This window comes from Streptomyces sp. NPDC043726 (assembly GCF_056436565.1).
Genome location: NZ_JBWKCI010000001.1, coordinates 217,814 through 238,443 on the forward strand (window position 1 = coordinate 217,814; position 20,630 = coordinate 238,443).

General features: G+C 70.8%; 19 protein-coding genes and 2 tRNA genes. 7 read left to right on the forward strand and 14 right to left on the reverse strand.

The window, feature by feature from the left end; genetic code table 11:
- Positions 1–14: 14 nt before the first annotated feature.
- The 8 genes from def to AC068Z_RS01040 all read right to left on the reverse strand — a co-directional run bounded on the left by def (position 15) and on the right by AC068Z_RS01040 (position 7,277).
- Positions 15–671 carry a peptide deformylase gene (gene def / locus AC068Z_RS01005; RefSeq protein WP_478551067.1) on the reverse strand — a complete coding sequence of 219 codons (657 nt, stop codon included), beginning with the start codon at positions 669–671 and terminating at the stop codon, positions 15–17.
- A 122-nt stretch (positions 672–793) separates the two neighbouring features.
- Positions 794–1,774, reverse strand: a complete 981-nt coding sequence (locus AC068Z_RS01010) for a tetratricopeptide repeat protein (protein ID WP_478551069.1) — start codon at positions 1,772–1,774, stop codon at positions 794–796.
- A 117-nt stretch (positions 1,775–1,891) separates the two neighbouring features.
- On the reverse strand, positions 1,892–3,133 hold the full coding sequence (locus AC068Z_RS01015; protein ID WP_478551070.1) for an HD-GYP domain-containing protein: 1,242 nt from the start codon (positions 3,131–3,133) through the stop codon (positions 1,892–1,894).
- Entirely contained in the window at positions 3,130–4,452 is a 1,323-nt protein-coding gene (locus tag AC068Z_RS01020) for an HD-GYP domain-containing protein (RefSeq protein ID WP_478551072.1), read from the reverse strand. The genes AC068Z_RS01015 and AC068Z_RS01020 overlap by 4 nt, the downstream gene beginning before the upstream one ends.
- 125 nt (positions 4,453–4,577) lie before the next feature.
- Positions 4,578–4,880: a mycothiol system anti-sigma-R factor gene (rsrA, locus tag AC068Z_RS01025; RefSeq protein ID WP_451720061.1), complete on the reverse strand. Its 303-nt coding sequence runs from the start codon at positions 4,878–4,880 to the stop codon at positions 4,578–4,580.
- On the reverse strand, positions 4,877–5,572 hold the full coding sequence (sigR, locus tag AC068Z_RS01030) for an RNA polymerase sigma factor SigR (protein ID WP_478552245.1): 696 nt from the start codon (positions 5,570–5,572) through the stop codon (positions 4,877–4,879). Before sigR ends, rsrA begins: the two co-directional genes overlap by 4 nt.
- 258 nt (positions 5,573–5,830) lie before the next feature.
- A complete protein-coding gene (locus AC068Z_RS01035; protein WP_478551074.1) occupies positions 5,831–6,460 on the reverse strand; it encodes an alpha/beta hydrolase family protein in 630 nt (209 codons plus the stop codon).
- Between the two features lies 1 nt (position 6,461).
- Positions 6,462–7,277: an SOS response-associated peptidase gene (locus AC068Z_RS01040; protein ID WP_478551075.1), complete on the reverse strand. Its 816-nt coding sequence runs from the start codon at positions 7,275–7,277 to the stop codon at positions 6,462–6,464.
- A 50-nt stretch (positions 7,278–7,327) separates the two neighbouring features.
- Between AC068Z_RS01040 and AC068Z_RS01045 the strand changes: the two genes are divergently transcribed.
- From AC068Z_RS01045 to AC068Z_RS01060, 4 genes are all read left to right on the forward strand, one after another.
- Positions 7,328–8,041, forward strand: coding sequence for a M50 family metallopeptidase (locus AC068Z_RS01045; RefSeq protein ID WP_478551077.1), 714 nt, complete (start codon positions 7,328–7,330; stop codon positions 8,039–8,041).
- A 66-nt stretch (positions 8,042–8,107) separates the two neighbouring features.
- Positions 8,108–9,424, forward strand: coding sequence for a 3-phosphoshikimate 1-carboxyvinyltransferase (gene aroA / locus AC068Z_RS01050; protein WP_478551078.1), 1,317 nt, complete (start codon positions 8,108–8,110; stop codon positions 9,422–9,424).
- Between the two features lie 16 nt (positions 9,425–9,440).
- A complete protein-coding gene (gene rsgA / locus AC068Z_RS01055) occupies positions 9,441–10,451 on the forward strand; it encodes a ribosome small subunit-dependent GTPase A (RefSeq protein WP_478551080.1) in 1,011 nt (336 codons plus the stop codon).
- A gap of 120 nt (positions 10,452–10,571) precedes the next feature.
- Entirely contained in the window at positions 10,572–10,895 is a 324-nt protein-coding gene (locus AC068Z_RS01060) for a DMT family transporter (RefSeq protein ID WP_478551082.1), read from the forward strand.
- 18 nt (positions 10,896–10,913) lie between these two features.
- Here the strand turns inward: AC068Z_RS01060 and AC068Z_RS01065 are convergent, their stop codons facing one another.
- Positions 10,914–11,522 carry a TetR/AcrR family transcriptional regulator gene (locus AC068Z_RS01065; protein WP_478551084.1) on the reverse strand — a complete coding sequence of 203 codons (609 nt, stop codon included), beginning with the start codon at positions 11,520–11,522 and terminating at the stop codon, positions 10,914–10,916.
- 177 nt (positions 11,523–11,699) lie between these two features.
- On the opposite strand from AC068Z_RS01065, the gene hisN reads away from it, so the two are divergent.
- Positions 11,700–12,500 (forward strand): histidinol-phosphatase, encoded by an 801-nt coding sequence (gene hisN / locus AC068Z_RS01070; protein WP_478551085.1) that lies wholly within the window; start codon positions 11,700–11,702, stop codon positions 12,498–12,500.
- Positions 12,501–12,622: 122 nt separating this feature from the next.
- Positions 12,623–13,015 (forward strand): CBS domain-containing protein, encoded by a 393-nt coding sequence (locus AC068Z_RS01075; protein WP_478551087.1) that lies wholly within the window; start codon positions 12,623–12,625, stop codon positions 13,013–13,015.
- A 72-nt stretch (positions 13,016–13,087) separates the two neighbouring features.
- On the opposite strand, the gene AC068Z_RS01080 is transcribed toward AC068Z_RS01075, so the two are convergent.
- Positions 13,088–14,542, reverse strand: a complete 1,455-nt coding sequence (locus AC068Z_RS01080) for a catalase (RefSeq protein WP_478552247.1) — start codon at positions 14,540–14,542, stop codon at positions 13,088–13,090.
- Between the two features lie 155 nt (positions 14,543–14,697).
- On the opposite strand from AC068Z_RS01080, the gene AC068Z_RS01085 reads away from it, so the two are divergent.
- Positions 14,698–15,117 (forward strand): Fur family transcriptional regulator, encoded by a 420-nt coding sequence (locus AC068Z_RS01085; protein ID WP_478551088.1) that lies wholly within the window; start codon positions 14,698–14,700, stop codon positions 15,115–15,117.
- A 147-nt stretch (positions 15,118–15,264) separates the two neighbouring features.
- Here AC068Z_RS01085 and AC068Z_RS01090 read toward each other — a convergent pair.
- The 4 genes from AC068Z_RS01090 to AC068Z_RS01105 all read right to left on the reverse strand — a co-directional run bounded on the left by AC068Z_RS01090 (position 15,265) and on the right by AC068Z_RS01105 (position 20,471).
- Positions 15,265–15,338, reverse strand: a tRNA-Met gene (locus tag AC068Z_RS01090).
- A 68-nt stretch (positions 15,339–15,406) separates the two neighbouring features.
- The gene (locus AC068Z_RS01095; RefSeq protein ID WP_478551090.1) at positions 15,407–17,215 is read right to left on the reverse strand and encodes a tetratricopeptide repeat protein; all 1,809 of its coding nucleotides are present in this window, start codon (positions 17,213–17,215) and stop codon (positions 15,407–15,409) included.
- A 207-nt stretch (positions 17,216–17,422) separates the two neighbouring features.
- Positions 17,423–17,496 (reverse strand) — tRNA-Met (locus AC068Z_RS01100).
- A 41-nt stretch (positions 17,497–17,537) separates the two neighbouring features.
- Positions 17,538–20,471, reverse strand: coding sequence for a UPF0182 family membrane protein (locus AC068Z_RS01105; protein ID WP_478552248.1), 2,934 nt, complete (start codon positions 20,469–20,471; stop codon positions 17,538–17,540).
- Positions 20,472–20,630: the final 159 nt, after the last annotated feature.

The window sequence follows — 20,630 nt, forward strand, 5'->3', positions numbered from 1 at the left end:
TTGAGGGAAACCAGTCAGCTTCCGTTGTTTGCGACCACCGGGTAGCGAGGCTCGTTCTCGGCCATCTGCCGCAGCGCGTCCTTGCGTTCCCGCTTGGAGAGCCGGTCGATGTAGAGGTAGCCGTAGAGGTGATCCGTCTCGTGCTGCAAACACCGCGCGAAATAGCCGGTGCCGCGCACCTTGATCGGGTTGCCCTTCTCGTCCTGCCCGGTGACCTCGGCGTAGTCGGGCCGGGCGAGCGGCGCGTACGCGGTCGGCACCGACAGGCACCCCTCGTTGCTGTCGTCCAGCCGGCGCTGCTCGGCGGGCAGCTCGACGAGCTTCGGGTTGCAGACGACGCCGACGTGCCGCTCGCCCTGGTCGTCCTGGCAGTCGTAGACGAAGACCTTCAGGTCCACGCCGATCTGGTTGGCGGCCAGGCCCACGCCCTCGGCGGTGCGCTGCGAGGCGAACATGTCCGCGACCAGCTGGTCCAGCTCGGGGCCGAACTCGGTGACGTCCTTGCACTCCTTGTGGAGCACCGGGTTCCCGACGACGGTGATCGGCCGCGAGGTGCCCCGCTCACGCCAGGCGTTCTCCCTCTCCTCGGTCTCCTCGGTGTCGATGACGAAGCCCTCGTCGTCCACGGGGAGCACGCCCGCGTGCTGCTGATCGGTGTCCTGCTGCGCCATGACCGACGTATGCCTTCCTGCAACCAAGTGAAATTCTGCGAATACAGGGTAAGGGGACGCGCCCCGAAGGGGCGCGGGGAACTGCGCGACCAGCCACGACGAAGCCGCGGCCGGGCGACGGCCTAACAGACCTCTTCCAAGTCCCGCCAGTCCCTCGAGTCAGGCGAGTCGGCGACCCACCCGTCCAGCAACCCCCGTACCAGCGAAGCCGGCGCGGCCACCCCGCACTCCCGCTCCGGCACCCACAGCTGCCCGTCCGTCCGGTGCCCCAGGGGCCCGGGGTGACCCGGCTCGCTGTGGTCGTGCGGGTCCAGGTGCTCCCCGTCACCCTCGTCCGAGGGCATCCGCGACTCGGAACACATCCGGCACAGCAGCCGGACCGAGGAGGACCAGTCCTCCGCGGCGAACCCGGCGTCCGCCGCGAGCTGCTCCAGCGCGTCCCGGTCCGCCTCGGTCGCCGCCTCCAGCAGCACCACCCAGGTCGGCACCGGAGAGGGCGCCCACAGCTCGATCTCGTCGAAGACGGGGTAGGCGTGCCCGGCGGCCGTGGTCCGCTCGCCGTGCGGGACACCGTCGTGCAGCACGACCTCGCCCCAGCGCCGTCCGGACGACGGCAGCGGGATCGACAGCACCTCGATCCGCGCGGGATCGAGCCGCCGCCCCCACACGACCTCGGCCTCCCCCTCGGGGGACAGCCGTACGGCCGCGCTGCCGAGGTCCATGCCGACCGGCTCGCCGGAGTCGGTCGCGCCGCCCGGCACCCGCAGCCCGTAGGCCTGCCAGGCCCGCCGGGCCAGCGGCCAGTCCTGGAGGGCGGTGGCCGCGATGCCGACGTTCCACCAGTCGGGCGCACCGGTCTCCCGGTCGAGCAGCGCCACGGCCCTCAGGCCCGCCGCCCGGGCCTGCTCCCAGTCGTGCCGGAACTTGTGCAGCAGGGCGAGGTTGAACCAGGACTCGGACAGCCAGGGCTCCAGATCGGCGGCACGTGTCAGCAACGCGCCCGCGTCCTCGTACCGACCGTCGCCGATCAGCGTGAACGCGCGATCGGTGGCCTGCCGCCAGGAGGCGGAGGGCCGGTGCCGTCCCTTGCCGAAGATCCTCACGATTCCCGCCTGCCAGTTCCGTGGAGTGGGCCGGCTGTGCCCCCGGACAGCCTCTCGGAGACCCTCTCCCTTCGCATCCAACCACGTACCGCTGGAGGGGCGCTCATTACCCATGGGTTACCCCACTCGCCCCAAGGTCAGACAGTCTCTTGACAGCACTCTGGCCAAGGCCTCGACAACCTCCGGCGCATAGTCGCCCGCGGTGGCCAGGCGCAGCTCCTCCAGCGCCTGCAGCGGGCCGCCCGGTCCCGCGCCCTGGGCCTTCTCCTCGTAGGCGTTCACAGCCCGGACGATCCGCGCGGCCCGCGGCTGCTCCCGGCAGGGGTCGGCCTGGCGCTCGACGATCACGGCGACCGCGCCGTCGACCCCGGTCTGGCGTACGACGGCACCGCCGAGCAGGGCGATCCTGCGCTGTTCGGCGGCGGGCAGGTCCGCGGTGGCGCCCGCCGGGACCGGGTCGACCAGGCTGAGCTGTCCGATGTCGTGCATGAGGGCGGCGTACTCCAGGACGGTGAGTTCGGCGCCGGACAGGCCGAGGTCCCGGCCGACGGCGACGCTGAGCGCGGCGACCCGCCGGGCGTGCCCCGCCGGGGTGTACCCGGCGACCTCGGTGGCGCGGGCGAGGGAGGCGATGGTCTGCCGGTAGGTGGCGCGGACGGCGGCGTAACGGCGGAAGGAGAGCTGGGTGAGCAGCAGCGGCAGACAGAACACGGGCAGCGCCCACAGGCCGACGACGGCCACCGCGAGCGCCATGACCGCGCCCGTGGCGCAGACGGCCGAGCCGATCCCGAGCAGCGCCCGCAGCTCGTCCCGGAGCAGCGGGCCGAACGGCCAGCCGGTCCTGGAGTGCGCGAGCGCGGCGACGAGCACGGCGTCGCACAGGGCGGTGAGGGCGAGCAGCGCGAGCAGCAGCAGCGCGTAGGCGGCGCCGCTCCACTCGTCGAACACGCCCCGGTTGTACAGCGGTTGGAAGCAGACGGCGGCGAAGCCGACGGTGAGCAGGCGCCGGGCCAGATGGTCGGGGTCCGGGCCGCGGCCGCGGGCGATGTGCGGGGCGCCGCCCAGGAGGCCGGCGAGGAGCACCACGGTGACGACCTGGAGCACGCCGTGGTGGGTGGGCTGGCCCGCGTCCTCGCCGAGCAGGGCGTACGACAGCGCGCCCGCGGCGGCGAGCGGCGCGGCCTCGCGGACCTCGGCGCCGGTCCACCGGGTGAGTTCACCCACGGTGATGAGAAGACCGAACGCGAGCGCGACGGGACGTTCCTCCAGGCCGTTCCAGAGGGTGCCGAGGAGAGCCACGGCGGCCAGCAGGGCGGCCGAGGCGTGGATGAGGACGAGGAGGACCCGGGGGCGGTTCATCGGTGCGCTCCCGGACGGCTGGGCGCGGACGGGACGCGCGGCACGGGCACCTCGTCGGCGGTGACCGCCGGATGCCATCCGCCGCGCTCGATCACGCGCGTGAGGGCTGTGACCATCCGCGGGTCGAACTGGGAGCCCGCGCACCGCTGGAGTTCCTCCAGGGCCACCGCGACCGGCCGGGCCCGCCGGTAGGACCGGGTGGACGTCATCGCGTCGAAGGCGTCGGCGACGGCGACGACCCGCGCGGACTCCGGGATCTGCCCGCCCACGAGCCCGTACGGGTACCCGCTGCCGTCCAGCCGCTCGTGGTGATGCAGTACGGCGGCCCGGGCCTCGCCGAGGAAGGAGATGCCCCGCACCATCTCGTGCCCGTACTCCGGGTGCAGCTCGATGACCCGGCGTTCCTCGGGGGTGAGCGGTCCGTCCTTGCGCAGCAGCCGGGTGGGCACCCCGAGCTTGCCGACGTCGTGCAGGATCCCGGCGAACCGCAGCACCTCGACGCGCTCGGCGTCCATGCCCAGCTCGCGGGCGATCATCATCGAGGCCTGTCCGACCCGCTCGCTGTGCCCGCGGGTGTAGCCGTCCTTGATGTCGACGGCCTGCACCAGCGCCCGGATGGTCGCCTGATGGGCGGCCCGCTCCCGGTGGACCTGCGCGAACACCCACCAGGAGACGCACATCGGCAGCAGTACCAGCAGCGCGGCGACCGGGCCGTACGGGCTGCGCCACAGCACGGCCATCATCAGTCCGGCGAGGCCGTGCACGGCGACCGGGGCGAGCAAGCGCAGGAACAGCCCGCGCCAGGCCCGGCGCACGGGCACCCTCCCCCGCTGCCCTGAAGGCGCGGGAGGTGCCCCCACGCCGAGGGCGAGGATGCCTCCGTCGAGGAGCGTGAGCGCCAGGCAGAAGGCCAGCACCGCGGCTCCGGCGGGGAGCAGGGCGTAGGGGAAGTCCGAGGCGACGACCGCGTCCCGGCCGTCCAGGGCCCAGTGCACGCGGGCGGCGGCCCAGGCGGCGAGCGCCAGCTGGGCGGCCCGCCAGATCCGCCGTACGGGAGCGCCCTGGGAGAGCAGGGCGCCGGGCACCGCCACGAGCGCGGCGGCGGGCGGGGGCAGCAGGAAGGCTCCGGCGAGCAGGACCGGATAGCAGGTCCCGGCGAAGCGCCGGCGGGCGATCTGCTCGCAGCCGGCGTACAGCGCGGCCAGGAGGGCGAGGGCCCACCAGGGCGTGCGGATGACCGGCAGCGGCAGCAGACAGAGCAGGGCACCGAGGGCGGCGCAGGCCACGTACACCCGCGCCCGCGCGGGAATCCCCTCCATGTGCCCCTCCCCTGACCATGCCTGTCCAGGCTCCGGAGCCTAGGGCGGCCAGGGGGGAGGGTGCGGGCGTATCACCCGCCGATTAGCACGTTCGAGTGACGACTGCCCGTGCCCGGGGCGGGAGTTCAGGACTCCTGCGGGGTCGCGGTCACATCGTGCTCGGGCACGGCCTGACCCGATCGGATCAGGTCCAGCCGTCCGAGCACCTTGGCGCGCAGGTCGGTGGGCACGTCGTCATGCCCGCAGCACCGCTTGACCAGCTTCTTCACGGCCTGCTCCAGGCCGTACTTCTCCAGGCACGGCGAGCACTCGTCGAAGTGCTGCTTGAACTTGTCGCGGTCGACGTCCGGCATCTCACTGTCGAGGAACTCGTACAGATGGTCCAGGACCTCACTGCAGTCCGTCTCGTGCGGCTCTCCGCAGCTCATGAGCCCGAGCCTTTCGCTTCGTTCGACTCTCCGGCGCCCGCCGGGACCAGTCCGCGCTCACGCGCGTAGTCCTCCAGCATTCCGCGCAGTTGACGGCGGCCCCGGTGCAGCCGGGACATCACCGTACCGATGGGTGTCCCCATGATGTCCGCGATCTCCTTGTACGCAAAGCCCTCGACGTCGGCCAGATAGACGGCGATGCGGAATTCCTCGGGGATCGCCTGGAGGGCTTCCTTCACGTCCGAGTCGGGCAGGTGGTCGAGCGCCTGCGACTCGGCGGAGCGCAGACCCGTCGACATGTGCGACTCGGCACGCGCCAGCTGCCAGTCCTCGATCTCCTCGGCCGCGGAGCGCTGGGGTTCACGCTGCTTCTTGCGGTACGAGTTGATGAAGGTGTTGGTGAGGATCCGGTACAGCCAGGCCTTGAGGTTGGTGCCCTCGCGGAACTGGTGGAAGGACGCGTACGCCTTGGCGTACGTCTCCTGCACCAGGTCCTCGGCGTCGGCCGGGTTGCGCGTCATGCGCAGCGCGGCCGAGTACATCTGGTCGAGGAATTCGAGCGCGTCCCGCTCGAAGCGCGCGGTGCGCTCGGCGGTGGTCTCCGCGGACGTGTCCGTGCTCGTGCCCTGGCCCTCGGGCAGCTCCGCCTGGCCGTTGTCGGTCCCTGCGTCGGTACCGGTGACCGGACCCACCTCCTCAAGATTCCGGGCGACGCCGAAACCGGTGTCGCCAGAATCGGAGGATAGACGAACCTCCGGTCCGCCCGCCGCTCGAATAGGAGCGGTCTTCGCCGCGTGCAGCACCGTCCAGTCCAGGTCAGTGCGGCTGCTGCGGGTCGGGCAGATGGTCGAACCCATGCGGCGGACTTCCTCTCCTACGACGTTCGGTGCTGGTGGCTCAGAACTTCTGTCCGCCACAACAGTGGTCCGGGGCACAACATTCCCGAACCTTTACCCCAGTGACCCGGCCCACTTGACCACCGCGTCGGTGACCAGGGCCACGGCCTGCTCCTGGGTGACGTCCGCACGCTTCGGCACGGCGAAGCCATGGTCGCCGTGGGGAACCTCGACCAGCTCGTAGTCGCCCTCGGGGAACTCCTCCGGCTTCCCGAAGGGATCGTTGCCTCCCTGTACGACGAGGGTGGGCACCCCGGATCCGAGCAGCTCCTCCGCGCGGGACTTCTCCGGCTTGCCCGGCGGATGGAGCGGGAAGCTGAGCGCGAGGACGGCGTGCGCGCCGAGTTCCGTGGCGGTACGGCAGGCCACGCGGGCGCCCGCGCTGCGACCGCCGGAGATCACCGGCGGCCCGGCCGCGGCGAGGGCTGGCCAGACGCCCCGCCAGCCGGCGTCGAGGGTCTTCGGGGCGGGGGCCACCTTCTTCCCGGCGACCCGCCAGGGCTGCTCGACGAGCGCCACGCTGACGCCGTGCGCGGGGAGGGCGTGGGCCAGGGCCTGGAGGTCGCGGGCGCCGATCCCGCCGCCGGCGCCATGGCTGACGGCGAGCACGAGCCGCGGCTTCTTCGCGCGGTGCCAGGTGATGCGGGCGTCTCCGGCCTCGGTGCCGATGATCTCTTCTGTCACATCAGAAGAGTGTGCCCTCCTCGGGCCCCTCCAGCTCCTTCAGCAGCTCCGGGCCGTTGTTGCGGACGTTGCTGACGGCGGTGGTCACCGGGTAGGCGCGCATCAGCCCGGCGGGCGGCGGGGCGAGCAGCTCGCGGAGGTCGTCGGGGTCGGTGCGGGCGGGGTCGAGCCAGGCGTCCCAGCGGTCCGGGGTGAGCATCAGAGGCATCCGGGGGTGGATCTCGGCGAGCACGTGCGGTCCCTCGGCGGGGGCCACGGCAAGGGGGGTCGTCTCCGCCTCGGTGGTGATCACCGAGCAGGTCACCCACCAGGCCCGCGGATGGTCGTCGGGCAGGGTCTTGTCCCGCCAGAACTCGTACAGCCCGGCCATCGCGAAGACCGAGCCGTCGGCGGGCAGCACGAAGTACGGCTGCTTGCGGGGCCGCTTCTTCTTCCCCTCGACCTCCAGATCCCGCTCCTGCTTGCCGGTGACCCACTCGTAGTAGCCATCGGCGGGCAGGATGCACCGGCGGGCGGCGAAGGCACGGCGGTACGACGGCTTCTCGTGGACCGTCTCGGCGCGCGCGTTGATCATCCGGGCGCCGCCCTCGGGCGTCTTCGACCAGGACGGGACGAGTCCCCACTTGAGCTTGCGCAGCTGGCGAACCGGCCGTTTGTCGTCCGCGTCCTTCACAGGACGGTCCAGGACCGCGTAGACCTCTTTGGTCGGGGCCACGTTGTAGTCGGGCTCCAGGGTCTCCTCGGGCTCCCACTTCTCGATCTCAAAGATTCCTGCGAGATCCTCGGGCCTACGACTCGATGCATACCGTCCGCACATACGTGCCACACTGCCAGACTCCGCAGGACGAGAGGGAGCACCCCGAAAACATGGACAGCAGCACCGCGACCTCTCTCTGGGACGAACTCGCCGGCACCCAGAGCGACCCCGACCTGTGGATCGTGATCGCGACCCTGGTCGCGGCCCTGGCGGTGGTCGTCCCGCAGGGCGTGTGGCGTATCGCCCGCAATACGATCACCATCGCCCACGAGGGCGGACACGGCCTGGTCGCCCTGCTCACCGGCCGTCAGCTCACCGGCATACGGCTGCACTCCGACACCAGCGGCCTCACCGTGAGCCGGGGCAAGCCGCACGGCCTCGGCATGATCCTCACGGCGGCGGCCGGCTACACGGCTCCCCCGCTGCTGGGCCTGGGCGGCGCGGCACTGTTGGGCGCGGGCCGCATCACGCTCCTGCTGTGGCTGGCGACGGCCCTGCTGCTGGCCATGCTGGTGATGATCCGCAACGCCTACGGCGCCCTGACGGTCATCCTGACCGGCAGCACCTTCGTCCTGGTGTCGTGGCTGGCGGGCCCCCAGGTGCAGGCCGCTTTCGCGTACGCGGTGGTGTGGTTCCTCCTGCTGGGCGGAGTGCGCCCCGCCTTCGAACTCCAGGCGAAGAGGTCGAGGGGCGGGGCGGGGGACTCGGACGCGGACCAGTTGTCGAGGTTGACGCATGTCCCGGCGGGGTTGTGGCTGTTCCTGTTCCACGCGGTGTCGCTCTGTTCGCTGATAGGCGGCGGAAGGTGGCTCCTGGAGGTGTGAGAAGCCGGGCGCGACCAGCCACAACGGCGCCGCACTCGGACCTCGGCCTGCTTATAGAGTGGGTCCATGGCCCCGAACCACGCACAAAACGCCCTCTGGCCCGCCCCCCACGCGCGCGGTGCCGTCGACGCGACCGTCCACGTGCCCGGGTCCAAGTCGGTCACGAACCGGGCCCTCGTGCTCGCGGCCCTCGCCAGTGAACCCGGCTGGCTCCGCCGCCCCCTCCGCTCTCGCGACACCCTCCTGATGCTCGGCGCCCTGCGCGCCATGGGCATCGAGATCGAGGAGGGCGTCGGCCCGGACGGCTCCGGCGAGGCCTGGCGCATCCTCCCCACGGGCCTGCGGGGACCCGCCACCGTGGACGTCGGCAACGCCGGCACCGTGATGCGCTTCCTGCCCCCGGTGGCCGCCCTCGCCGACGGCCCCATCCGCTTCGACGGCGACCCGAGGTCGTACGAGCGCCCCCTCGACGGCGTCATCGACGCCCTGCGCGTCCTCGGCGCCCGGATCGACGACGACGGGCGTGGCGCGCTGCCGCTGACCGTGCACGGCGGCGGCGCCCTGGACGGCGGCCCGGTCGAGATCGACGCCTCCTCCTCGTCGCAGTTCGTCTCGGCGCTGCTGCTCTCGGGCCCGCGCTTCAACCAGGGCGTCGAGGTCCGCCACACCGGCTCCACGCTGCCCTCGATGCCGCACATCCGGATGACGGTGGACATGCTGCGCGCGGTCGGCGCCCAGGTGGACACCCCCGAGTCGGGCGGCGAGCCGAACGTCTGGCGGGTCACCCCGGGCGCCCTGCTCGGCCGGGACCTGACCATCGAGCCGGACCTCTCCAACGCCCAGCCGTTCCTGGCGGCCGCCCTGGTCACCGGCGGCAAGGTGCTGATCCCCGACTGGCCGTCCCGCACCACCCAGCCCGGCGACCGGCTGCGCGAGATCTTCACCGAGATGGGTGGTTCCTGCGAACTGACCGAGTACGGCCTGGAGTTCACCGGATCGGGTGCCGTGCACGGCATCGACGTGGACCTGAGCGACGTCGGCGAGCTGACCCCCGGCATCGCGGCGGTCGCCGCCCTCGCGGACTCCCCCTCGACCCTGCGCGGGGTCGCGCATCTGCGGCTGCACGAGACGGACCGGCTGGCCGCGCTCACCAAGGAGATCAACGAACTCGGCGGTGACGTCACCGAGACCGCCGACGGACTGCACATCCGCCCGCGCCGGCTGCACGGCGGCATCTTCCACACCTACGAGGACCACCGCATGGCCACCGCCGGCACGATCATCGGCCTGGCCGTGGAGGGCGTGCAGATCGAGAACGTGGCGACGACGGCCAAGACGCTGCCGGACTTCCCCGAACTGTGGGCCGGAATGCTCGGGAACTGACGGGCGGACCGGGATCATGCGCCGCTACGGCAAGCACACCGACGAGGACGACATCCGCAGCCGCCCCAATCGCAAGGGCAACCGGCCGCGTACGAACATCCGGCCCAAGCACGAGGACGCGGCCGAGGGGCTGGTGCTCACCGTGGACCGGGGCCGGCTGACCTGCCTGGTCGAGGACCGGGTGGTGCTGGCGATGAAGGCCCGCGAACTGGGCCGCAAAGCCGCGGTGGTCGGCGACCGGGTGGCCCTCGTCGGTGACATGTCCGGCAAGAAGGACACCCTCGCGCGGATCGTCCGCATCGAGGAGCGCACCTCGGTGCTGCGGCGCACGGCGGACGACGATGACCCGTACGAGCGGGTGGTCGTCGCCAACGCCGACCAACTGGCCATCGTCACGGCCCTCGCCGACCCCGAACCGCGCCCCCGGCTGATCGACCGCTGCCTGGTGGCGGCGTACGACGGCGGTCTCGAACCGCTGCTGGTGCTGACCAAGTCGGACCTCGCCCCGCCCGACAAGATCCTGGAGCTGTACGGCGATCTGGACATCCCGTACGTCGTCACGAGCCGCGCGGAACTGGAGACCGGAAACGCGGCGGAGCGGGTGCGGGCCGAACTGGACGGCCGGGTAACGGCGTTCGTCGGCCACTCGGGAGTCGGCAAGACGACCTTGGTGAACGCGCTGGTGCCCGTGGAGCGCCGGCGGCTGACCGGCCATGTGAACGCGGTGACGGGCCGCGGCCGGCACACCACCACCTCCGCCCTGGCCCTTCCGCTCGACGGAGCCGGGGGCTGGGTCGTGGACACCCCGGGCGTACGGTCCTTCGGCCTCGCCCACATCGATCCGTCCCGGGTGATCCACGCTTTCCCGGACCTGGAAGCGGGAACCGAGGGCTGCCCGCGCGCGTGCAGTCATGATGAGCCGGACTGCGCTCTCGACGAGTGGGTGGCCGAGGGTCACGCGGACCCGGCGCGGCTGTACTCACTGCGACGGTTGCTGGCCACGCGGGAGCGCAAGGAAGGCGACTGACCTCCGCGTTGTTTGTCTCCGCCCGAGTCCGGTAAGGGCATAATCGCACCGAGCCGGAACCAAGCCTGACCAAAGCCTGACGAAGCGGTCACAGTACGTGGGGATACGGGAGGACAGCACATGGCGTGGCTGCTGGTCATCGTGGCGGGGTTCCTGGAAACCGGCTTCGCGGTGTGCCTGAAACTGTCGCACGGCTTCACCAGACTCTGGCCGACGGTCGCGTTCTGCATCTTCGCGCTCGGCAGCTTCGGACTGCTGACCCTGTCGCTGAAGAAGCTCGACGTCGGCCCGGCGTACGCGGTGTGGACCGGCATCGGCGCCGCGGGCACCGCGATCTACGGAATGATCTTCCTGGGCGACATCGTCTCGACGCTGAAGATCGTGTCGATCAGCCTGGTGATCGTGGGGGTCGTCGGACTTCAGCTGTCGGGGTCGGCGCACTAGACCGACCGGGCCTGACGGTCAGCCGACCGGTAACTGCCGGTACAGCGCCCCGCGTACGAGATCGGCGACGCCTCCCTCGCCGGGCGGGGCGGCCACGCAGGACAGGGCGATGCGGACGACCAACTCGCAGGACCGGGCCAGTTCTCCGCCGTCCTTGCCGGCGCCCGGTCCCGTCAGCGCGGCCACGGCACGGTCGCGGACGATGGCCACGAAGTCGCCGGGCGAGGGCAGCGGGCCGTCCGCGCGGCGCTGGGCCGGTACGGCGGAGGAGGACGGGACGGCCGACAGCGTGGGTGAGGGCAGCCGCTCGCTCCAGCAGCCGGTGAGCAGGGCGCGGACGAGGGCGTTGTCGCGCGCGGCTGCGGTGGTCCACTCTGCGGTGGCGGTGAGCCGGTCCCGGGCGTCGGACTGGGTGTTCAACGCCCGCTCCACTCCGGCGAGATAGGAATCGGCCTCCCGCCGCACCAGCGCCCTGGCGAGTCCTTCCTTGCTCCCGAACTCGTTGTAGAGGGTCTGCCGCGAGACCCCGGCCGCCGCGGCCACGTCCACCATCCGCACGGCAGACCAAGACCGACGCGCGAGCGCCGTATAAGCGGCGTCCAGCAGAGATTCCCGTGCTGCAGGCATCCTCGCCTCCCAGGGCCCCGGCTCTGCGCCCAGATTTGACGCGCATGACGGCACTGTCAAGGGTCCGCGAGCGCACTGCCGGCGCCCGGCCCGCTCCGGAGCGCCCCCCTTCCCGCCCGCAGTCCACACTCCGGCCCCGGTAGCCCCGCGCGACCACCGGCGGATACCGTTCGTCACATGCCGGACTACCTTGACGACCTCCGCCTCGCCCACGTCCTCGCGGACGCCGCCGACGCGGCCACCATGGACCGCTTCAAGGCGCTCGACCTCAAGGTCGAGACCAAGCCGGACATGACGCCGGTCAGCGAAGCGGACAAGGCGGCCGAGGAACTCATCCGCGGCCAGCTCCAGCGCGCCCGCCCCCGTGACGCGATCCTGGGCGAGGAGTACGGCGTCGAGGGCACCGGACCCCGCCGCTGGGTCGTCGATCCCATCGACGGCACCAAGAACTACGTGCGGGGCGTCCCCGTCTGGGCCACCCTCATCGCGCTGATGGAGGCGGCCGAGGGCGGCTACCAGCCGGTCGTCGGCGTGGTCTCCGCCCCCGCCCTCGGCCGGCGCTGGTGGGCCGCCAAGGGCCACGGCGCCTTCACCGGCCGCAGCCTGTCCTCCGCCACCCGGCTGAAGGTCTCCGGCGTCTCGAAGCTGAGCGACGCCTCCTTCGCGTACTCCTCGCTGAGCGGCTGGGAGGAGCAGGGGCGCCTGAACGGCTTCCTCGATCTCACCCGCGAGGTCTGGCGCACGCGCGCGTACGGCGATTTCTGGCCGTACATGATGGTCGCCGAGGGCTCCGTGGACCTCTGCGCCGAACCGGAACTCTCCCTGTGGGACATGGCCGCCACCGCCATCGTCGTCACCGAGGCCGGCGGCACCTTCACCGGCCTCGACGGCCGCCCGGGCCCGCACAGCGGCAACGCGGCCGCCTCGAACGGAATCCTCCACGACGAGCTCCTGGGCTACCTGAACGCGCGCTACTGAGCCTCACGCGCCCTCTTGTTGACCCTCTCTTTGCCTGCCACTCTGAGAGTCCCCACCCCTTGTGAATTTGTGAAACGGTGAACAAGGGGCCCGGGAACCCCCCTCAGGAGGTGGCTGCATCCATGCTCGTCCGCGACGCCATGAGCACCGTGGTCCTCACCATCGGCCCCACCCACACCCTTCGCCAGGCCGCCGCGCTGATGTCCACCCGCAGGGTGGGCGCGGCCGTCGTCCTCGACCCCGACGCCGGCGGTATCGGCATCATCACCGAACGCGACATCCTCGTCTCCGTCGGCCTGGGCCAGAGCCCGGACACGGAGTGCGCCCATGCCCACACGACCACCGACGTGGTGTTCGCGGCCCCGTCCTGGACGCTGGAGGAGGCGGCCCACGCGATGGCGCACGGCGGCTTCCGCCATCTGATCGTCCTCGACCGCGACGAACCCGCCGGTATCGTCTCGGTCCGCGACATCATCCGCTGCTGGGCACCACTGCGGCAGCAGGTTCCGGCGTAACGCGAACGGGCCGGACCCCCGTGTTCCGGGGTCCGGCCCGCTTCGACAAGCGATCCAGTGCTGGTGGGATTCTCAGCCGCGCAGGGCCTGGACCGCGGCCTCCAGCCGCTTGCCGAAGTCCTCGTCCGCGTTGCGGAAGTTGCCGATCGCCCGCTCGACGATGTCCTCGCGGGAGACCTTGGCGATAAAGCCCGACAGGTTCTCGATCAGACGCCCCTTCTCGTCCTCGGACATCAGCCGGTACAGGTTGCCGGCCTGCACGAAGTCGTTGTCCTCGGCGTGCACCGGCGCCGGGTGGTTGCCCGTGCCGCCGCCGAAGCCGTCGTACGACTGCCACAGCGGACGGCCGGTCTGCGCCGGGCCGCCGAAGCTGTTCGGCTCGTAGTTCTTGGCCCCGCCGTGGCGGCCGTCGTAGAGGAAGCCGTCGCGGGAGTGGGTGCGCGCCTCGGTGGCGTGCGGGCGGTTCACCGGGAGGTGGTCGGCGTTGATGCCGACGCGGTAGCGGTGGGCGTCGCCGTAGGCGAAGAGGCGGCCCTGGAGCATCTTGTCCGGGGAGGGGCCGATGCCGGGGACGAAGTGCGCCGGGCTGAAGATCGCCTGCTCGACCTCGGCGAAGACGTTCTGCGGGTTGCGGTTGAGCTCCAGCTTGCCGATCTCGATGCGCGGGTAGTCCGCGTGCGGCCACACCTTGGTGAGGTCGAAGGGGTTGAAGCGGTAGTTCGCCGCCTCGGCCGCCGGCATGATCTGGACGTACACGGTCCAGGACGGGAACTCGCCGCGCTCGATGGCCTCGCGCAGGTCGCGCTGGTGCGAGTCGGGGTCCTCACCGGCGAGGCGGTTGGCCTCCTCCTGGGTGAGGTTCTTGATGCCCTGGTCGGTCTTGAAGTGGTACTTGACCCAGAAGACCTCGCCGGCCTCGTTGTTCCACTGGAACGTGTGCGAGCCGAAGCCGTCCATGTGGCGGTAGGACGCCGGGATGCCGCGGTCACCGAACAGCCAGGTCACCTGGTGCGTGGACTCGGGGCTCAGGCTCCAGAAGTCCCAGACGTTGTCCGCCTCGGTCGAGCCCGTGTACGGGTCGCGCTTCTGGGTGTGGATGAAGTCCGGGAACTTGATGGCGTCCTTGATGAAGAACACCGGGGTGTTGTTGCCGACGAGGTCGTAGTTGCCCTCCTCGGTGTAGAACTTCAGCGCCCAGCCGCGCGGGTCGCGCACCGCGTCGGCCGCACCGAGGTTGCCCGCGACCGTGGAGAAGCGCAGAAAGGTCTCGGTCTGCTTGCCCACCTCGGAGAGGAAGGCGGCACGCGTGTACGGCGTGACATCGGCGGTCACCGTGAAGGTGCCGTAGGCACCGGCACCGCGGGCGTGCACGACACGCTCCGGGATGCGCTCACGGTTGAAGTGGGCCAGCTTCTCCAGAAGGAGCTGGTCCTGCACGAGCACGGGGCCATCGACGCCCGCGGTCTCGCTGTTCTGGTTGTCGGCCACCGGTGCACCGGCTTCCGTAGTGAGCGGTCCCTGCGTCACGTACGCCTCCTGCGCTTGCTGTTCCACGGCTGAAGCCGTTCCTGTCCCTTGGCTAAAGCCGTTCCCGATCCTACAATGGACAATGTCTAAGTCAAATAAAGTTCCAAAGTCACACCCATTCGGGACCTGGTCCCCCTGCTGTTAGGCTGTAGCGCATGAGTGACCTTCTGGAACGGCTGCGCGGACGTGGATGGCGGATGACCGCGCAGCGGCGCGTCGTGGCCGAGGTCCTCGACGGCGAACACGTCCACCTGACGGCCGACGAGGTCCACGCCAGGGCTGTCGCCAAGCTGCCCGAGATCTCCCGGGCGACCGTCTACAACACGCTGGGCGAGCTGGTCTCCCTCGGCGAGGTGCTCGAGGTCGCCACCGACAAGCGCGCCAAGCGGTACGACCCGAACGCGCACCGGCCGCACCACCACCTGGTCTGCGCCCAGTGCGGCGCGATCCGGGACGTCCACCCGACCGGGAACCCGCTCGCCGACCTGCCCTCCTCCGAGCGCTTCGGCTTCACGGTCTCGGACGTCGAGGTGACCTACCGGGGCATCTGCCCGAACTGCTCGGCGGCCGCGTAACGGCCCCCACGGACGCCCGCGAGGAACCCCGGCACCGATTCGATCGGTGCCGGGGTTTTTAGCTGCGCGCGCGGAAGCGCCACGGCAGACAGGAGGGGGAAACACCAAGGGCCGGAACCCTTTCGGATTCCGGCCCTCGGCCTTCAGTAGCGGGGACAGGATTTGAACCTGCGACCTCTGGGTTATGAGCCCAGCGAGCTACCGAGCTGCTCCACCCCGCGTCGGTGAATGCAACGTTACGTCAAGGACGCGCACGGAGGCAAATCGCTTTACGACGGCCCCCTCACCGCTAGGCCGACAGCTCCTCCCGCAGCGCGTCCCGCAGGCGTGCCGCGCGCTCGGTGACCTCCCCGGGTCCCAGGGCCACCGCACGGTCCGCCCATCTCTGGCCCTCCGCCAGCTCGCCGCGACGCGCGTAGACCAGGGCCAGCCGCAACGCCGCCCGACCGTGACCGGCGTCGGCGGCCCGGGTCCACCACACGGCCGCCTCCGGCTCGCTGCCCTCCCGGGCGAGCAGCAGCCCCAGGTTGAAGGCGCCGTTGCGGGAGCCGGCCTCCGCCGCCTCCCGGTACCACCGGGCCGCCTCCACGACATCGCCCCGCGCGGCGGCGAGCATCCCCACCCGCACCTGCGCCCGACGGTGGCCCTGCCCGGCCGCCCGCTCGTACCACTCCTCGCACTCGCTCTTCGGGGAGTGCACCGGCTCTCCCAGCTCGTGCGCGGGCTCCGCGGGGCGCCGGGCGTCGAGCACGGTGGCCAGCCGGTACGCCGCCTCCGCGCTGCCGCCTCCCGCCGCGCACCGCAGATGCCGCTCGGCCTCGGCGTCGTCGCCGTCCCGCAGCCGGGCGATACCGACCTGGAGCGCGGCCTCGGTGTGCCCGGCCGCCGCCGCCCGCTCGTACCAGCGCAGCGCGACCGCGCCCTCGCCCCGCCCGGCGAACAGGATCCCGAGGTTGAAGGCGGCGTCCACGCTCCCCGCCTCCGCGGCCTTGGAGAACCAGGGCTCCGCGCCGCCCGCGTCGCCTCCCTGCAGCAGCAGGATCGCCAGCGCGTTCGCCGCCTCCCGGTGCCCGGCGTACGCGGCCCGGCGGTACCACTGCTCCGCCTGCGCGGTCCGCCCCTGCTCGGCGCAGAGCAGCCCGAGGTTGTACGCGCCGTTCACGTCACCGGCGTCCATCGCGGCCCGGTACCACCGCTCGGCGGTCTGGGTCTGGCCCCGCTCGGCGTGCAGCGCGCCCAGCGCGTTCGCGGCGTTCCCGTCGCCCTCCTGCGCGGCCCGCAGCCACCACACGGCGGCGCTCTCCTCGTCCCCGGCGTCCCGCAGCAGGAACCCCAGGGCGCAGGCCGCTCGCGCCTCGCCGTCCTTGGCCGACGTCAGGTACCAGCGGCCGGCCTCCTTGAGCTCCCCGCGCCGCTCCAGGATCGCGCCGAGATGCAGCGCGGCCCGCCGGTGTCCGCGCGCGGCGGCCTGCCGGTACCACTGCTCGGCCTCCGCCACGGACTCGTCCGTGTCCTCGACACCGTTGTCACCGTCGGCCTCCCCCGCGGCCCGCCGGTCCAGCGCTCGCGCCAGCCGGTACGCGGCCTCCCGGTGCCCCCGCTCGGCCGCCGCCCGCATCCACTGCTCGGCTCCGGCGTCGCCGCGGTGCTCCAGCAGATCGGCGAGGGCGTACGCGCCGAGCGCGTGTCCCTGCTCGGCGGACTGGCGCAGCCAGTACTCGGCGGCCGGCTCGTCGCCGCGCTCACGGTGATGCCGGCCCAGCGCGTGCGCGGCCGCGGCCGATCCCGCGACGGCGGCGATCCGCCACCAGCCGGCGGCCTCGTCGGCGTAGCCACGCTGATGGAGGAGGACTCCCAGGTTGTTGGCGGCGGCCCGGTCGCCCGCGGCGGTGGCGGCACGCAGCTGGGGCTCGGCTCCGTCGAGATCACCGCGGCGCAGCAGCATCGCGCCGAGGACGCTCATCGCCTCGACGTCGCCGGCCTCGGCGGCGAGTCGCAGGCGCAGCTCCTCGGCGGCCTCACCGGCCTCGTCCCGGTCGGAAGACTGCACAAAACGCCCTGTCTCCAACAGAGTTGCCTTGTCCCCCATAACGTCCATCGTCGCACCACCTGCAACCTGGGTACACCTGGTATACCGCAGCCAGTGAGGTCACTTCAGCGTTTTGTCGACATGCCCACAGAGAGACAAGTCAAACACAGTTCCCCCAACTCCCCACAGGGGCGCGGCGGTCTCACCCCCCGGCACATGCGTTCGCACATCACGAAGGCCCGGATCCTTGGACAGGATCCGGGCCTTCGCGTTCAGTAGCGGGGACAGGATTTGAACCTGCGACCTCTGGGTTATGAGCCCAGCGAGCTACCGAGCTGCTCCACCCCGCGCCGTTGTTCGGCAACCGTATCACGGCACGGGGTGGGCTTGATCAGCCGCTGTCCGGGCTGGAGGTGGGGCTGGGACTCGCGCCGCCGTCCCCGCCGCCGTCCCCGCCGTCACCGGACTGCGCGTCCTCGGCCCGGCGCAGGGCCTCCTCCAGTTCCTCCTGGGCCTTGCCGTACGCCTCCCAGTCGCCGTCCTGCAGCGCCTGCTGACCGTCCTCGAAGGCCTTCTGGGCGTCGTTCAACGCCTCCTGGACCGTCGGGTCGTCGGTCGTGGGCGGTGGCGTGGGCTCGTCGGTGCCGTCGTCGCCTTCGTCCGGTGGCTCGGGAGTCGTTCCCTCGACCCCGAACACCTTGTTGAGGGCCTGGTCGAGGGTGTCCTCGAAGGCGGTACTGCCGCCGTACGTCACCAACACCTTGCGCAGCAGCGGGTACTTGAGCCCGCCACCGCGGACGTAGACGGGTTCGACGTAGAGGAGCCCGCCGTCCAGTGGCACCGCGAGCAGGTTGCCGTACTCGACATTCGAGTCGCCTCTGCTGAGGAGGCTGATCGTCTCGGCGATGTCCTGTTCGGAGTTGAACTGGCTCTGGACCTGTTTGGGTCCGTTGACCGTGGTGTTCGTCGGCAGTTTCAGGATTCTGATCTTGCCGTAGTCATCGGTGCCCGCTTCCGCGTCCACGGCCATGAACGCGCTCAGGTTGTCCCGGCCGTTCGGCGTGAACGTCGTCGTCAGCGAGAACACCTGGGACTGCTGGTCGGGCATCTTCATGCTCAGGTAGTACGGAGGCACCGCGTCGCCCGCCTTGTTGGTCGGGTCGTCCGGCACCTGCCACACCTCGCTGCCGCTGAGGAAGGTGTTCGCGTCGTCCACGTGGTAGCGGGTGAGCAGCTCGCGCTGGACCTTGAACAGGTCCTGCGGGTACCGCAGATGGGCCATCAGCGACTCGGAGATGTCGCTCTTGGGCTCCACCGTGTTCGGGAAGGCCTTCATCCAGGTCTTCAGGACCGGGTCCTGGGTGTCCCACTGGTAGAGCTTGACCTCGCCGCTGTACGCGTCGACGGTCGCCTTCACCGAGTTGCGGATGTAGTTGACCTGGTTCTGCTGGGCCACCACCGCGCGGGAGTCGTTCGTCGCGGTCAGCGAGTCGGCCGTCGTGTCCCCGAGGGTGGTCCGCGAGGCGTACGGATAGCCGTTGGTGGTCGTGTAGGCGTCGACGATCCACTGGATCTTGCCGTCCACGACCGCCGGGTAGGCGTCGCCGTCGATGGTCAGCCACGGCGCGACCGCCTCGACCCGCTCCTTGGGCGTGCGGTTGTAGAGGATCCGCGAACCCTCCCCGATCGCCCCGGAGTAGAGGATCTGCGGCTCGCTGAACGACACCGCGTAGGCGGCGCGGTTCACCGGGTTGGAGAGGTTGACCCCGCTCTTGCCCTCGTAGCTGTAGGTCTTCTCACCGCTGTCGTCGGAGTAGTCGATCTCCTTCTGGGGACCGCCGACGATCGAGTACTCGGTGGTCTTCTCGCCGTAGTAGACCCGCTGCTGGTACTTGCCGAGGTCGCCCTTGGAGGGCAGGTCGGACTCGGTGAAGACCGGGCGGCCCTGGGAGTCGGCGCTGGTTCCCTCGGCGGCGACCACGCCGTAGCCGTGCGTGTAGCGGAAGTGGTCGTTGATCCAGTTGTTCTTCGGGATGCCGTTGAGGTTCAGCTCACGCAGACCGATGACGGTGTCCTGGTCCTTGCCGTCCTTGCTGTACCGGTCGACGTCCAGGTTGGTCGGGAAGCCGTAGTAGTTCCGGATCTGCTGGAGCTGCTGGAAGGTCGGCGAGACGACGTTCGGGTCCATGATGCGGATGGACGCCGCCTTGTCGACGTCGTCGCGCAGCTTGGTCTTGTCGTCGGTGTTGCTCTGCCCCGAGTACTCGGTGACCTTGGCGTCGTCGATGCCGTACGCCTTGCGGGTCGCCTCGAGGTTCTTCTTGACGTACGGCGCTTCCTTGGCCTGCTCGTTCGGCTGGACCTGGAACTTCTGGACGATCGCCGGGTACAGACCGCCGATGAGGATCGCCGAGAGCACCATCAGGCCGAAGCCGATGACGGGCAGCTGCCAGGTCCGCCGCCACAGGGTGGCGAAGAACAGCAGGGCGCAGATGACCGCGATGCAGAACAGGATCGTCTTGGCCGGCAGATAGGCGTTGGCGTCGACGTACCTCAGGCCCGTCCAGTTGTCCGTCGCCTTGAAGTCGCTCGACTTCACGGCCAGGCCGTACCGGTCGAGCCAGTAGGCGACCGCCTTCAGCGCGACGAAGATGCCGAGCAGCACCGACAGATGCCCGGTGGCCGCCGCGGTGGCGCGGGCTCCGGGGCTGGTGATGCGCAGCCCGCCGTACAGGTAGTGGGTGAGCGCGGCGGCGATCAGGGACAGGATCGCGGCGGCGAAGCCGAACCCGAGCAGGAAGCGGTACCACGGCAGGTCGAAGGCGTAGAAGGAGACGTCCAGATGGAACTGGGGGTCCTTCTGCCCGAACGAGACGCCGTTGACCCACATCAGCCAGGTCCGCCACTGCCCCGACGCGGAGGCACCGGCGATCAGCCCGACCAGCGCGGTGATCCCGAGCAGCAGCCACTTCTTGTACGGCGCGATGCCCATGCGGTACCGGTCGAGGCTCTGCTGCTCCATCGACATGGCGCTCAGCGGCGGGCGCAGCCGGTGGGCCAGCCAGATGTTGAAGCCGACCGAGAGGGCCATCAGCAGGCCGAAGACGAAGAAGAGACCGATCTTCGTCCACAGGGTCGTGGTGAAGACGGACGAGTAGTTCACCGACCGGTACCAGAGCCAGTCCGTCCAGAAGCCCGCGAACATGGTGAACGCCATGCCGAGTACGGCAAGGACGCCCAGCGTCATGAGCAGGGTCCGGACACGCCGGGACGGGCGGCCCACTCTGATCCGTGGCCCCGTCGGGCCTCCGCCGCGGTCCGGCATCTGGAAAGCCAAGGTGAGCACCTCGAAGTTCGCTGTCGATCCGTCAGGCCCTTGCCTTTTCGGGCCCTCCGGGGGGCCTCGTGATCGTAGGCCCACACCTATGCAACTTACTCACGCTTTACTCGGTTCCCGATTCCGGGTGGGAACGAGGCAGGATTG

Coding starts and splice junctions, on each gene's coding strand:
- def (WP_478551067.1), bottom strand. CDS start 671: ATGGCGCAGCAGGACACCGATCAGCAGCACGCGGGCGTGCTCCCCGTG.
- AC068Z_RS01015 (WP_478551070.1), bottom strand. CDS start 3,133: ATGAACCGCCCCCGGGTCCTCCTCGTCCTCATCCACGCCTCGGCCGCC.
- AC068Z_RS01020 (WP_478551072.1), bottom strand. CDS start 4,452: ATGGAGGGGATTCCCGCGCGGGCGCGGGTGTACGTGGCCTGCGCCGCC.
- rsrA (WP_451720061.1), bottom strand. CDS start 4,880: ATGAGCTGCGGAGAGCCGCACGAGACGGACTGCAGTGAGGTCCTGGAC.
- AC068Z_RS01040 (WP_478551075.1), bottom strand. CDS start 7,277: ATGTGCGGACGGTATGCATCGAGTCGTAGGCCCGAGGATCTCGCAGGA.
- AC068Z_RS01045 (WP_478551077.1), top strand. CDS start 7,328: ATGGACAGCAGCACCGCGACCTCTCTCTGGGACGAACTCGCCGGCACC.
- aroA (WP_478551078.1), top strand. CDS start 8,108: ATGGCCCCGAACCACGCACAAAACGCCCTCTGGCCCGCCCCCCACGCG.
- rsgA (WP_478551080.1), top strand. CDS start 9,441: ATGCGCCGCTACGGCAAGCACACCGACGAGGACGACATCCGCAGCCGC.
- AC068Z_RS01060 (WP_478551082.1), top strand. CDS start 10,572: ATGGCGTGGCTGCTGGTCATCGTGGCGGGGTTCCTGGAAACCGGCTTC.
- AC068Z_RS01065 (WP_478551084.1), bottom strand. CDS start 11,522: ATGCCTGCAGCACGGGAATCTCTGCTGGACGCCGCTTATACGGCGCTC.
- hisN (WP_478551085.1), top strand. CDS start 11,700: ATGCCGGACTACCTTGACGACCTCCGCCTCGCCCACGTCCTCGCGGAC.
- AC068Z_RS01075 (WP_478551087.1), top strand. CDS start 12,623: ATGCTCGTCCGCGACGCCATGAGCACCGTGGTCCTCACCATCGGCCCC.
- AC068Z_RS01085 (WP_478551088.1), top strand. CDS start 14,698: ATGAGTGACCTTCTGGAACGGCTGCGCGGACGTGGATGGCGGATGACC.
- AC068Z_RS01095 (WP_478551090.1), bottom strand. CDS start 17,215: ATGGACGTTATGGGGGACAAGGCAACTCTGTTGGAGACAGGGCGTTTT.
- AC068Z_RS01105 (WP_478552248.1), bottom strand. CDS start 20,471: ATGCCGGACCGCGGCGGAGGCCCGACGGGGCCACGGATCAGAGTGGGC.